The sequence below is a fragment of the Amycolatopsis sp. cmx-4-61 genome, assembly GCF_046548775.1.
Taxonomy (GTDB): domain Bacteria; phylum Actinomycetota; class Actinomycetes; order Mycobacteriales; family Pseudonocardiaceae; genus Amycolatopsis.
The window spans coordinates 1330182-1342711 of sequence record NZ_JAEBEI010000001.1; the positions used below are offsets into that span (position 1 = coordinate 1330182).

Annotated in this window: 9 protein-coding genes and 2 pseudogenes; 10 read left to right on the forward strand and 1 reads right to left on the reverse strand. The window is 72.1% G+C overall.

Annotated features, from left to right (window positions below):
* The first annotated feature begins 37 nt into the window (after window positions 1-37).
* Entirely contained in the window at window positions 38-829 is a 792-nt protein-coding gene (locus tag ACLJOU_RS06555; protein WP_410564118.1) for an Abi-alpha family protein, read from the forward strand.
* A 4-nt stretch (window positions 830-833) separates the two neighbouring features.
* Window positions 834-2070 (forward strand): annotated as a pseudogene (locus ACLJOU_RS06560) (DUF445 domain-containing protein).
* Here the strand turns inward: ACLJOU_RS06560 and ACLJOU_RS06565 are convergent.
* Complete coding sequence (locus ACLJOU_RS06565; RefSeq protein ID WP_410564119.1) at window positions 2067-2177, reverse strand: hypothetical protein; 111 nt, start codon at window positions 2175-2177, stop codon at window positions 2067-2069. The pseudogene ACLJOU_RS06560 and the gene ACLJOU_RS06565 overlap by 4 nt on opposite strands.
* A gap of 105 nt (window positions 2178-2282) precedes the next feature.
* On the opposite strand from ACLJOU_RS06565, the gene ACLJOU_RS06570 reads away from it, so the two are divergent.
* The 8 genes and pseudogenes from ACLJOU_RS06570 to ACLJOU_RS06605 all read left to right on the forward strand — a co-directional run bounded on the left by ACLJOU_RS06570 (window position 2283) and on the right by ACLJOU_RS06605 (window position 12507).
* Window positions 2283-2567: an alcohol dehydrogenase catalytic domain-containing protein gene (locus tag ACLJOU_RS06570; protein WP_410564121.1), complete on the forward strand. Its 285-nt coding sequence runs from the start codon at window positions 2283-2285 to the stop codon at window positions 2565-2567.
* Between the two features lie 66 nt (window positions 2568-2633).
* Window positions 2634-2747 (forward strand): annotated as a pseudogene (locus ACLJOU_RS06575) (zinc-binding dehydrogenase); the annotation flags it as partial.
* Between the two features lie 93 nt (window positions 2748-2840).
* Window positions 2841-5900: a patatin-like protein gene (locus tag ACLJOU_RS06580; RefSeq protein ID WP_410564123.1), complete on the forward strand. Its 3060-nt coding sequence runs from the start codon at window positions 2841-2843 to the stop codon at window positions 5898-5900.
* Window positions 5901-6122: 222 nt separating this feature from the next.
* Window positions 6123-6632 carry a diaminobutyrate acetyltransferase gene (gene ectA, locus ACLJOU_RS06585; RefSeq protein WP_410564764.1) on the forward strand — a complete coding sequence of 170 codons (510 nt, stop codon included), beginning with the start codon at window positions 6123-6125 and terminating at the stop codon, window positions 6630-6632.
* A 15-nt stretch (window positions 6633-6647) separates the two neighbouring features.
* Complete coding sequence (gene ectB / locus ACLJOU_RS06590) at window positions 6648-7901, forward strand: diaminobutyrate--2-oxoglutarate transaminase (RefSeq protein ID WP_410564124.1); 1254 nt, start codon at window positions 6648-6650, stop codon at window positions 7899-7901.
* Window positions 7902-7912: 11 nt separating this feature from the next.
* Window positions 7913-8299 (forward strand): ectoine synthase, encoded by a 387-nt coding sequence (locus ACLJOU_RS06595; RefSeq protein ID WP_410564126.1) that lies wholly within the window; start codon window positions 7913-7915, stop codon window positions 8297-8299.
* A 30-nt stretch (window positions 8300-8329) separates the two neighbouring features.
* The gene (thpD, locus tag ACLJOU_RS06600) at window positions 8330-9232 is read left to right on the forward strand and encodes an ectoine hydroxylase (RefSeq protein ID WP_410564129.1); all 903 of its coding nucleotides are present in this window, start codon (window positions 8330-8332) and stop codon (window positions 9230-9232) included.
* Between the two features lie 527 nt (window positions 9233-9759).
* Window positions 9760-12507: a BTAD domain-containing putative transcriptional regulator gene (locus tag ACLJOU_RS06605; RefSeq protein WP_410564131.1), complete on the forward strand. Its 2748-nt coding sequence runs from the start codon at window positions 9760-9762 to the stop codon at window positions 12505-12507.
* The last annotated feature ends 23 nt before the right edge of the window (window positions 12508-12530 follow it).

The following is a 12530-nucleotide window of genomic DNA, read 5'->3' on the forward strand; positions in this document are numbered from 1 at the left end:
GGTAGCATCACCCGCGTACGCAGAGGGGAGCCCACCCGTGAACGCACAGCGACCGAACGGCCGGGGCGCCGCCGACGACGGGGCCGGCCTGGCCCGCCGGGCCGGTCAGCTGGCGGGCTGGGCCGCGCGCACCGGCTTCGCGCTCGGCCGCAAGCTGCCCGGCGTCGAGACCGCGGAACGCGGCGTGCGGCAGGTGGAGCGCCAGGTGCTGACCGAGCTGCGCCGCCGGCTCGACGAGGTCGACGACCCGTACCACGCGGCGCTCACCGCGGCGTCGGCGATGAACCGCCCGGCGGCACCGGGCCGGCTCGAAGCCGCCGTCTCGCTCGTGCCGGCGCGCGACAACCACGCCGAGCCGCTGCGCGCGGCGATGGCCGAGCTGCTCAACCACTCCATCGGCTTCGGCCGCGAGCGCGCCCGCGAGTACTTCTACGCGATCATCCTGCGCCAGCTGACGCCGGACGAGGCCCGCATCCTCTCGGCGTTGTCCGACGGCTCGCCGTTCCCCGCCGTCGACGTCGTCGAGCGGACGAGTCTCGGCGGCAACGGCCGCGTCGTGCTGCGCAACGCCTCGACGGTCGGCAAGGCGGCCGGGGTGTCGCTGCCGGACCAGGTGCCCGGCTACGTGACCCGGCTGATCGGGCTGGGCCTGGTCGACCTCGACGAAGAGGTGCCGTCGCTGGAGACGCAGTACGAGATCCTGCTGGCCGACGAGACGGTGCGCGAGGCGGAGAAGCACGTCCGGCGCGCGAAGTTCGTCCGGCGGACGGTCCACGTGTCGCGCCTCGGCGCGCAGTTCTGGCAGGCCTGCGACCCGAGCCTGGGTTAGCGGGGTGGGGGCCTTCTTCGGCGGTGTCCTCGCGGACTTCGCGCGGCACTGGCCCCTCTACGTCTCGATCCCGGTCGTCGCGGCCCTGATCGGCTACGGCACGAAGCTCGTCGCGATCCGGATGATGTTCCAGCCCGTGGAGTTCATCGGCGTCAAACCGGTGCTGGGCTGGCAGGGCATCGTGCCGAAGCGCGCGGCGCGCATGGCGAGCATCGCCTGCGACACGATGACCGAGCAGCTGATCAAACCGGCCGAGGTCGTCGCGCGGCTGGACGCCGGGCGGATCGCGAAAGAGATCGAGAAGCCGCTGCTGGCCGGGGTCGAGGACATCGTCCGCGAGGTGGCGGGGCACTACCGGCCGGGACTCTGGGAGTCGCTGCCGGTCCGGGTCCGGCGGCTGGTGATCGAGCGCGTCCAGCACGAGTCGCCGCGGATGATCGCGGCCGTGCTCGACCTGATCAAGTCCGATGTGGACAGCGTGTTCGACCTCAAGGGCATGGTGGTCACCAGCCTGGTCAAGGACAAGCGCCTGCTGAACCGGATCTTCCAGGAGGCGGGCGCCCGCGAGTTCAAGTTCATCGCCCGGTCGGGCCTGGGTCTTCGGCGGCGCGATCGGCGTGGTCCAGATGGTGGCGTGGGTGCTGTTCAAGTTCCCGCCGATCATGCCGATCTTCGGCCTGTTCACGGGCTGGTTCACGGACTGGCTGGCGCTGTGGATGATCTTCTACCCGATCGAGCCGCGCCGGTACTTCGGAGTGGAGTGGCAGGGCTTGTTCCTGAAGCGGCGCGCGGAGGTCGCGGAGGCGTACGGGTCGTTGATCGCGAAGGAGATCATCACCCCGCACAACGTGATCGAGGCGATCCTGCACGGCCCGCTGTCGGACCGGGTGCTGGCCCTGATCCAGCGCCAGCTCGACCGCGAGCTGGGCAGCGTCGCGAAGCCCCTGCTGGTGTTCGCGGTGGGCAGCCGCAGGTACCAGGACATGAAGCTGGCGATCTCGTCCCGGATCATGTCGCGGCTGCCGGAAACCATGCGCTACATCGAGGACTACGCGGCCGACGCGATGGACATCCGGAACGTGCTGGTGTCGAAGATGAAGCAGCTGGCCCCGCGCGAGTTCGAGCGGCTGCTGCGCCCGGCCTTCGAGCAGGACGAGTGGATGTTGATCGCGACGGGCGCGGTGCTGGGGTTCGCGGTCGGTGAGGCGCAGGTCCTGCTGCTGGAGCACCTGGCGGCTTAGGCGAAGTCGAACGCCCGCCTCGCCTCGGCGACCTTCGAACGGTGTTTCGCCGCCCACGCCGAAAGGGCGTGCAGCGGCTCGTCCAGCTCCGCGGCGTGCGGGGTCATCGTGTACTCCACCCGCGGCGGGACCCCCGGGTACACCTTCGCGTCACCAACCCGTTCCGCTCCAGCCCCCGCGTCGAGGCGATCGGGCTCAACCGAGCCGAAGCGATGTTCCGCTCCGGCACCTACTTCGAACGACCCGGCGCGTTCCCCGCCAGACTGGGCTACTCCGCCTCCGGCATCGTCGAATCCCTCGGCGACGGTGTCACCGGGTTCGAGGTCGGCGACGCGGTCAGCACGGTCGCGGGCTTTTCGATGCGCAACTACGGTGTCTACGGCGAAGCGGCGATCGTTCCCGCGTCGGCCGTCCTCCGGCGCCCGGAGGGGCTCGGCGCCGCCGAGACCGTTGCGCTGTGGGGGCCGTTCCTCACCGCGTATGGCGCTCTCGTCTGACCTCACGCTGGACCCGGAACGGCTGGCCCGCGCGGAACACTTCGTCCGCGCCGGGTCCGGGCGGGTACGTTCCGGCCGCGGGTCGACCGGACCTTCGACCTCGCCGACATCGTCGACGCGCACCGCTACCTCGAGGCCAACGGCCAGTTCGGCAAGGTGGTGGTCACGGCAGGCGGCTGAGCGGGTGAACAAGTCCACCCGAACGGCCGTACCCCCGGACGTATCCCCGCGGTCACCTTCCGCCTCTACTCTCCGGGAAGACGGGAGACGCCCATGGACGGGACCGCGCAACCGTGGCAGCAGGAAATCCGGCTCGCGATGACCATGGTGGGCGGGGCCAGCCTGGCCATCTGGATGGGCGGGGTCGCCACCGAGACGTCGCAGCTGCTGCGGCAGTCGCGCCGGGACACCGCGCCGGGGCTGTACCGGAAACTGCTCGACCTGCTTCGCGCCAGCGTTTCGATCGACGTCCTGACCGGGACCAGTGCCGGCGGGATCAACGCCGCCTGCCTGGGCCTGGCCGAGGCCTTCGGGGCCACGCCGCAGGTCCTCCGCGACACCTGGATCACCACCGGCTCGCTGGAAAACCTCGTGCGGGACCCGAAAGAGGCGCAGCCGCGGTCGGTGCTCGACGGCGATCGCGTGCTGCTCGGGGACCTCGAACGGGCGCTGCGGCAGATCACCGCCGACGGGACTCCGCCCGCCGGCGAGCCCGACATCACCGTGCTGCTCACCGGCACCATGATCGACGGCGAGACCACCCGGTTCGACGACGCGCTCGGGAACCTGGTGCGCGACACCGAACACCGGATGCTGTTCCGCTTCTGTGGTCCACTGTGGACCATCGGGGTGGAGGGGCCGCTCGCGCTGGCGGCCCGCTCCACCGCGTCCTTCCCCGGCGCCTTCGAACTCTCGCGGATGCCGATCGGCGCCGACGGCACCGATCGGCTGCACCCCGACATGACCCCGTACACGGAACTGACCCGCTCGCACTGGCTCACCGACGGCGGGGTGCTGCTCAACAAGCCGCTGCGGCCCGCGCTGCGCGAGATCTTCGAACGCTCGTCGCACGCCGACGTCCGGCGGCTGCTGCTCTACGTCGTGCCGACCGGCGAACGCGAAACCGACGCCGTCGGCTGCGATCCGGCGGACCCGCCGCTGCTCTCCGGCGCGCTGGCCAAGGTCGTCAACACCGTGATGAGCCAGTCGATCAGCGCCGAGCTCGACGACCTGACCCGCCACAACGACGCCGTGCTCCGCGCCCGTGACACGCGCGTCTCGCTGGCCGCGCTCGGCCTGCGCGGCGGCCCCGGCTGCCTGGTCGACGCGCGGATCGCCGCCGCCTACCTCGAGCGCCGGACCGCCGAGGACGCCGCCGAGCTGGTGCGCGTCGCCGCCCGCCGGTACGCGCTGTCCGATGCCGACACCCCGGACCGCGACTGGGCGTCCGGGATGTCGCGGCAGCTGCGCGCGATCGCCGTGACCGGCCTGAGCACCGGCGTGCCCACCGGGCCGCCCCCGGCCGGCCTGGCGGTGGCGGACCTGGTCGGCTACCGGACGACCGCACTCGACGACGCCGTCGCCACCGGCCTGCAGCTGGTCAACGCCGGGTTCCGGCTCCGGCCGGACGCCGCGCAAGCGGGCACGCTCAACGACGCGCGCGCCCGGCTGCACGCGGCGCGCCGGACCGCCGGCCGCGGTGTGCGGCTCGCGCAGTGGGTGGCCGCGCACGCCGGGCCGGGCGCGAGCAGCACCCTCGAAACCTGGATCCGCGAGCTCGCCGAGGAGTGGGCCGGGCTGGGGCGCTCGGCCGCCGTCGCCGAGGCGTGGCCGAAGGTCGTCGCGGGCCTGCGGGCGGCCGCGCCGACGTTGCGGACCCTCGCCGACGCCGCGCCCGAGCAGTCCGCGACCGTCACGACCCTGCTGGACTGGCTGGCCCTCGGCCCGGAGGCGCCGGACGAGGCGAGCGGCGACGAGGTCGTCCAGGCCCGGCTGCTGACCCTGCACGTGGCGACGCGCGGGCTGCTCGCGCAGGCGCCCTCGGTCGACCAGCGGGTCGACCTCGTGCAGGTCAGCGCCGATTCGCGGACGCTGCTGGACATGACGCGCCGCCGGTCGTGGGACAAGCTGACCGGGATGCAGGCGAGCTACTTCGGCGCCTTCTACAAGGCGTCCTGGCGAGCCAACGACTGGATGTGGGGCCGCATCGACGGTGCCGGCTGGCTGGTCCAGTGCCTGCTCGACCCGGTCCGGCTCGAGACGCTCCGGGACGTCGTCGGGCCCGGGACGTTCCGCGACGAACTCGTCGCCGCGCTCAAGCCCGTCTGGCGCACCCCGGACGAGCGCGACCGCTGCACCCCGGCCGAGGCGGGACAGCTGCGCGACCAGCTGACGGCCGAGCTGGCCTTCCTCGGCCTCGACGCCGACCTGAACCCGGTGGACAAGCCGGGCGCGGCGCGCCCGGTCAGCCTGCCGGTGACGGCCATGGTGCTGGCCCGCGCCCGGCAGGCCGAGATCGCCGCGGCGGAGCTCCCGGTCGTCGCCCTCGCGTCGCGCTACGACGCCGACGACCGCCCCGGCATCGGGAAGGCACTGGCCGGCGACCTGCCTCGCGTCGACGTCGGCGCCGCGCAGGCCCAGTTCCAGGCCTGCCGCGTCTCGGCGGAGAAGATCGCCGGGGAGCAGGGCACCGCCCGGCTGACCCGGACGCTCGTCGCGCTCGGCGCCGCCGCCGTCAACGCCGGAACGGTCGCCTTCCGGCTGCCCGGTGGCTGGCCGCGGACGGTGGCGGGCGTGCTGCGGACGGTCGCCAGGAGCACGGCGAGGGTCTCCCAGGGCGCGTCCCGGCTCGGCACGGCGGGTTCGCTCGCCGCCGGGGTGCTGGCGCTGCTGGCCGGGCTGGTGCTCGGCAACAACGGCGGTGCGGTCCTGCAGTGGGTCGGCCTCCCGGTCCTCGCGGGCGCGGCCGTCTACCTCGCGACGGCGTTGCTGACGACCGGCCACCGGACGCGGTGGCTGCTCACGGCGCTGGGCACGCTGGTCGTGGCGGCACTGCTGCTGGCCGCGTTCCTGCCGCCGCTCGCCCGCCCGTTCTTCGGCTGGCTCGGCGACGTCGTGGCCGGCTGGCGCCGCGGCGAGGGTGCGGTGTGGTGGCTGGTCGTCTCCGGCCTGCTGGTCCTGCCCGCGGTGGTGACGCCGGTGGGTGCCCTCCGGCGCCGCCTCGGCCACCGCCGCGCCCGGTCCCGGGCGGCGAAGCCGGTCGTGCTCGAAGTGGCCGGGCGATCGGCCCGGAAGAAGGCGAAGGAGCGCACCCCGGCCACGAGTGCGCGCTGAGCGGTTTCGGCCCGTCGCTTGCGATCACGGGCGCGAAGGTTCATCGTGCGAAGACGTCGCGGGGAATGGTCCGCGACCCGGGCGCGCGTTTGCCCATGCTCCGGACGCACCAAACATGTTTGTGTGCCTGCTCACCGGGTACTTGGCGTCGTCGCAGGTCACCGCGGGGGTCGTGAGCTGCGTCGCTGGCACGCGGAAACTTCTCTGTTACGTTTCCTGAGTATGTTTGTAACGCACTTGATCGAATCCCCGACCAAGGCGGACGGCGCGCAGCTGTGGCGAATCGCGCGTGATTCCGTCAAGCTCGATCTCAACTCGCCGTACGCATACATGCTGTGGTGCCGCGATTTCGCCGAGTCTTCGGTCGTCGCGCGCGAGGACGGCGAGGCGGTCGGTTTCGTCATCGCCTACCGCAGACCGGACGAGCCGGAGACCGCGTTCGTCTGGCAGGTCGCGGTGGACGGTTCACAGCGCGGAAAGGGCCTGGCGGGCGCCCTTCTCGACGCGCTGTACACGCGCCTGGTCGGCCAGGGCGTGCGTTACCTCGAGACCACGATCACCCCGGACAACGAGGCGTCCATCCGGCTGTTCGCGTCGTTCGCGAAGCGGTGGAACGCCGCGACGGAAACCAGTGTGCTGTTCGACGGCGAGGATTTCCCCGAAGCCGGGCACCTGCCGGAAGAGCTTTACCGCATCGGTCTGCTGACGGCGCCGACGAATCCGGGCGATTAGGAGAGAAAGAAACACATGAGCATCTTCGAAGAGCTCGAATCCGAAGTACGCAGCTACAGCCGCGGCTGGCCGGTCGTGTTCGACCGAGCGCAGGGCAGCCACCTGTACGACGAAAACGGGAAACCCTATCTGGACTTCTTCGCCGGGGCCGGCGCGCTCAACTACGGGCACAACAACCCGCAGCTGAAGCAGGCCCTGATCGACTACATCCAGCGCGACGGCGTCACCCACGCCCTGGACATGTTCACCGTGGCCAAGCGCGACTTCCTGCAGACCTTCCGCGACAAGGTCCTCGACCCGCGCGGGCTCGGCTACAAGGTCGTGTTCCCCGGCCCGGGCGGCGCGAACGCCGTCGAGGCCGCGCTGAAGCTGGCGCGCAAGGTGACCGGCCGCGAATCGGTCATCAACTTCACCAACGCCTTCCACGGCATGACGCTGGGCGCGCTGTCGGTCACCGGCAACTCGATGAAGCGCGGCGCCGCGGGTGTCCCGCTGGTGCACGCCACTCCGATGCCGTACGACAAGTACTTCGACGGCGCGATGCCGGACTTCCTGTACTTCGAGAAGCTCCTCGAGGACTCCGGCAGCGGGCTCAACGAGCCGGCCGCGGTGATCGTCGAGGGCGTGCAGGGCGAGGGCGGGATCAACGCCGCGCGCCTGGAGTGGCTGAAGGGGCTCGACGACCTCTGCAAGCGCCACCACATCCTGCTGATCCTCGACGACGTCCAGATGGGCTGCGGCCGCACCGGCCCGTTCTTCAGCTTCGAGGACGCCGGGATCACGCCGGACATCGTCTGCCTGTCGAAGTCCATCAGCGGCTACGGCATCCCGATGGCGCTGACGCTCATCAAGCCGGAGCTCGACGTCTGGGAGCCGGGCGAGCACAACGGCACCTTCCGCGGGATCAGCCCGGCGTTCGTCACCGCGAAGGAAGCGATCGACCTCTACTGGAGCGACGACGCGCTCGAGAAGTCGACCAAGGCGAAGGGCGAGCGCATCGCCACCGCGTTCTCCGGCATCGTCGAGGCGTACCCGGAGGCGAAGCTGGTCGCCAAGGGCCGCGGCCTCGCGCGGGGCTTGGAGTTCGCCGACGGCGACCTCGCCGGCCGGGTCTGCGCGGAAGCGTTCGCGCGCGGCCTGCTGATGGAAACCTCCGGCCCCGACGGCGAAGTCATGAAGCTGCTGCCGCCGCTGACGCTGACCGACGACGAGCTGACCCAGGGCCTGTCGATCATCGACGAGTCCATCAAGGCCGTCCTGACCAAGTAAGGAGTTCCACCGTGCTCGTCCGCACGCTCGACGAGATCACCGACACCGACGCCGACATCAAGACCGAGAACTGGCGCAGCAAGCGGATCGTCCTCGCCAAGGAGGGCGTCGGCTTCTCGGTGCACGAGACCACGCTCTACGCGGGGACGGTCAACGACTTCTGGTACGCCAACCACATCGAGGCGGTGTTCATCACCTCCGGCGAGGGCGAGATCGAGGACCTGGCCACCGGCAAGGTCTACGAGCTCAAGCCCGGCACCCTCTACCTGCTCAACGACCACGACAAGCACCAGGTCCGGCCGAAGACCGAGATCAAGTGCGTGTGCGTGTTCAACCCGCCGGTGACCGGCCGCGAGGTGCACGACGAGAACGGCGTGTACCCGCTGATCACCGAGTAGGAACCGCCGAGGGATCAGGAGGCGAACCCCGTGACGCTGACGGACACCCGGGTCGAGGACGTGTACCCGACCCGGATCACCGGCACACCGGCCCACCTGCCCCGCGTGCACCCCACCGTGTGGGGTCCCGGAGCCGACGGCCCGATCGACGCCGCCACGCTGGCCCACCACGAGACCAAGGGTTACACCGTGGTCGACGGCCTGCTTTCGGTCGGCGAGGTGCAGACGTACTGGCAGGAGCTGGTGCGGCTGTCCGCCGACGAGGAGCTCGCCCGGGACGAGCGGGTGATCACCGAGGCGAAGACCGGTGAGGTCCGGTCGATCTTCGACGTCCACGAGATTTCGGCGCTGATCGCCGAGCTGGTGCGCGACCCGCGCGTGCTCGACCGGGCCCGGCAGCTGCTCGGCTCCGAGGTGTACGTCCACCAGAGCCGCATCGACTACATGCCGGGGTTCCGGGGCACCGGGTTCTACTGGCACTCGGACTTCGAGACCTGGCACGCGGAGGACGGCATGCCCGCGCCGCGGGCGGTCAGCTGCTGGATCGCCCTGACGGACAACCACCCGTTCAACGGCGGCCTGATGATCATGCCGGGCTCGCACCGTACGTTCGTCCAGTGCACCGGCGAGACGCCGGACGGCAACCACCAGAGCTCGCCCAAGGACCAGCGGGTGGTCGTGCCCAGCGAGGACGACATCACCAAGCTGGCGGCCGAGTACGGCATCGACCAGTTCACCGGCCAGGCGGGCTCGGCCCTGTGGGTCGACTCGAACACCATGCACGGCTCGGGCAACAACATCACGCCGTACCCGCGCTCGAACATCTTCCTGGTGTTCAACAGCGTGGAGAACGCGTTGCAGGAGCCGTTCGCGGCGAGCGCCCCGCGCCCCGCGTTCATCGCCGGCCGTGATTCGACGCCGATCACGCGCTGAAGCGGCTTTCCCAAGCCGGGGCTTGCCGCTCGGGCCCGGGAGGCAGCTGTGCTCGACGGTTTCGCACGGCGTTACCCGGGTTCCCACGCTCGAAACCCGGGGACGATAACGAATCGCCACCCGCCGGTGACCGGCCCGGTGCGCCCTGTTACCGTGTCGCCACCGCGCGAGTGTGTGGCTCGCGCAACACGTCTTCGTCGACGACCGGCGGCGGGTGCTTCGCTCGGGGTGAGCTCACCTGTCTGGTTGCCCTCGGTGGCGGACGGGCGGACCGGCCCCCTGGCGGCCCGGCCGGGAGTTTTGCCAGTGACCCCGCACCACCGGATCGGGACCGGTGGTGCGGGGTCCTGTCATGTCCGCGCCGTTCCGCAGGTCCTCCGCGCGGTGGCAGCGGATTCCGCAGCGGCGGGGAACGTCCTGGTCCCGGCCCGGTGGGGCGGTATTCGCCAGGCGGCGATCACGGTAGGTTGATTTTTCCGGCGGGGGCGCGCCGGGGGACACCGTGGACCCGGGAGGTGGGCGCGAACATGGCCCAGACCCGGCTCCAGCTGCTCGGGCCCGTCCAGCTCTTCCACGGTGACGAGCCCGTCCCGATCGGCGGCCCCGGCGTCCGCGGCCTGCTCGCGCTGCTGGCGCTGCGGCCCGGCAAGGTCGTCGGCCTCGACGAGATCATCGACGCCCTGTGGGGCCACGACCCGCCGGCGACCGCCCGGACCATCGTCCACGGCAACGTCTCCCACCTGCGGCGGGTCCTGCGCGACCTCGACGGCCCGCGCATCCTCACCACCCCGCCGGGCTACCGGCTGGACGTCGACCCCGAGCGGATCGACGTCCACCGGGCGCGCACGCTGCTGGATCGCGCGTCGGTGGCCACCCCGGAGGTCGCCGCCGTGCTGCTGGCCGAAGCGCTCGCGCTCTGGCAGGGCCCGGCGCTGGGCGGGGTGCCGGACTCCCTGCGGGCCCCGGAGCTGGAGGATCTCCGCCGCGCCGTGCACGGCGCCCGCGTCGACGCCGACCTCGAACTCGGCCGGCACGCGGAACTGATCGTCGAGCTCAGCCCGATCGTCCGGGCCGACCCGCTGGCCGAGCGGACCGCGGGCCAGCTGATGCGGGCGCTGTACCACGCCGGCCGCCGCGGGGACGCGCTCGAGCTGTACCGGACCGTCTCCCGCGCGACCCTGCGCACCCTCGGTGTCGAGCCCGGCGCGGAGCTGCGCTGGCTGCACGAGCGGGTGCTCAACGACGACCTTCCGGCGCGGGACGTCGTCGCCCCGGCCGGCGGCGGCGAGCCGGCGAAAGCGATTTCGCAGCTGCCCGCGGCGGTGCCGAGCCTGGCCGGACGCGCCGAGGAACTCGCGTGGCTCGACGGCCTGGTCACCCGGGCCGAAGCCGGGCAGACGACGATCGCCGTGGTCACCGGCACCGCCGGGGTCGGCAAGAGCACCCTCGTCGTGTGGTGGGCGCACCGGGTCGCGTCACGGTTCCCGGACGGCGTCCTGTTCGCGTCGCTGCGCGGTTTCGACGCGCACCACCCGCCGCTGGAGCCCGCCGAGTTGCTCACGCAGTTCCTGCTCGGCCTCGGCGTCGAGACCGCGAAGGTCCCGGAGCTGCTGCACGAGCGCGTCGCGCTCTACCGGTCGCTGATCGCCGGACGGCGGATGCTGGTGCTGCTCGACGACGCCCGGACCGCCGAGCAGGTGCGCCCGCTGCTGCCGCCGAGCGCGCGGACGATGACGGTGGTGACCAGCCGCTCGCGCCTCGACGGGCTCGCCGTGTCGAACGCCGCCCAGCAGCGCGTGCTGGGCACGCTCGCCCCGGACGACGCCGTGGCGCTCATCGAGGAGCTCGCCGGCCCGGCGAGCCTCAACCACGCCCTCGCGCGGCTCTGCGGGTACCTCCCGCTGGCGCTGCGGATCGCCGGCGCGCGGCTCTCGGCGGGTGCGCAGCGGACCGCCGAGGAGCTCGTCGACGAACTCGGCAACGAACGCACCCGGCTGGCGGGGCTGCAGGTCTACGGCGCCGACGACAGCGTCCGCGCGGCCTTCGACGTCTCCTTCCGCGGGTTGCCCGGCGAAGTCGCCGAGACGTTCCTGCAGCTGGGCGCGGTGCCCGGGGTGCTGGTCGGCCCGCACGTGATGGCCGCGGTCGGGCAGATCACCGTGGCCGAGGCCCGGCGGCGGCTGCGCGCGCTGGCCGCGCACAACCTCATCGCCGAGACCGAGCGGGACGTCTTCGTGCCGCACGACCTCGTCTGGCTGTACCTGCGGGAGCTCGCCGAACAGGAGCTTACGGACAAGGAACGCGACGAGGCGCTCGGCTGGACGGTCCGCTACTACCAGGCGGTGGCCGACCGGGCGCGGCGCCGGCTGGGCCGGGTCGCCGACCCGCTCGACTTCTCGGGCGTGCTCACCGAAGACGCCATGCCCCCGCTGCCCGGCTTCGCCGAGGCGCACGCCTGGTTCGCGGCGGAGTGGCCGAACCTGCTGGCCGTCCTGGACGCCGCGGATGCCGCGGGCCGCCACGACGACGTCTGGCGGCTGGCCCGGCTGGCGCACACCTACCGCGTCGCGTGCCCGCTGCTGGACGAGTGGACGCGGATGGCCGACCTCGGTGTCGCCGCCGCCGAAGCCGCGGGCGACGTCGCCGGGCAGTGCTGGCTGCGGCTCGCGCGGTGCGAAATCGCGTTGGCGTTCGAGCTGCCGGGGTTCGGGCTCGCCGACGCCGAACGAGCGGCGGAACTGTCCGCCGGCCGGCCCGACGGGTGGCTGCGCACGTCGGTGGACCTGCACCTGGGGCGCGCCCTGAGCCGGCTCGGCGAGCACGAGAAGGCCATCGAACGGCTGGCCGAGGCCGTCGCGAACGCCCCCGACGTCACCCTGCGCGGGCAGGCGCTCAGCAGCTGCGCGCAGGCGGAGAAGCGGGCGGGCCGGCTCGCCGACGCGATCGCCCACCAGCGCGCCGGCCTGCGGATCGACCGCGAGCTGGGCGACGACGACCAGGTCGTCGTCTCGCTGGACAAGCTGGCCGAGCTCAGCCTGCGCGCCGGGGACCTCGAGGCCGCCGAGCGGTACGCGTGGGAGGCGATCGACCTGGCGATCAGCCGGGAGTTCGTCGCACGGGAAGGGACGCTGCGGCTGACGCTGGGCCGCGTGCTGCGGGCCCGGGGCGACATCGACGGCGCCCGCGAACAACTGTCGTTGTCGGTGCGCATTTACGAGCGCGTGCACCCGAAGCTCGTCGGTGAGGTCCGCACCGAACTCGCCGATCTGCAGTGAAGGCTTTCCGACAGTTTCGCGGC

What these genes read in the sequence shown, in the direction of transcription:
- ACLJOU_RS06565 (WP_410564119.1), bottom strand. Translation starts at nt 2,177, where the DNA reads ATGACCCCGCACGCCGCGGAGCTGGACGAGCCGCTGCACGCCCTTTCG.
- ACLJOU_RS06570 (WP_410564121.1), top strand. Translation starts at nt 2,283, where the DNA reads ATGTTCCGCTCCGGCACCTACTTCGAACGACCCGGCGCGTTCCCCGCC.
- ACLJOU_RS06580 (WP_410564123.1), top strand. Translation starts at nt 2,841, where the DNA reads ATGGACGGGACCGCGCAACCGTGGCAGCAGGAAATCCGGCTCGCGATG.
- ectA (WP_410564764.1), top strand. Translation starts at nt 6,123, where the DNA reads ATGTTTGTAACGCACTTGATCGAATCCCCGACCAAGGCGGACGGCGCG.
- ectB (WP_410564124.1), top strand. Translation starts at nt 6,648, where the DNA reads ATGAGCATCTTCGAAGAGCTCGAATCCGAAGTACGCAGCTACAGCCGC.
- ACLJOU_RS06605 (WP_410564131.1), top strand. Translation starts at nt 9,760, where the DNA reads ATGGCCCAGACCCGGCTCCAGCTGCTCGGGCCCGTCCAGCTCTTCCAC.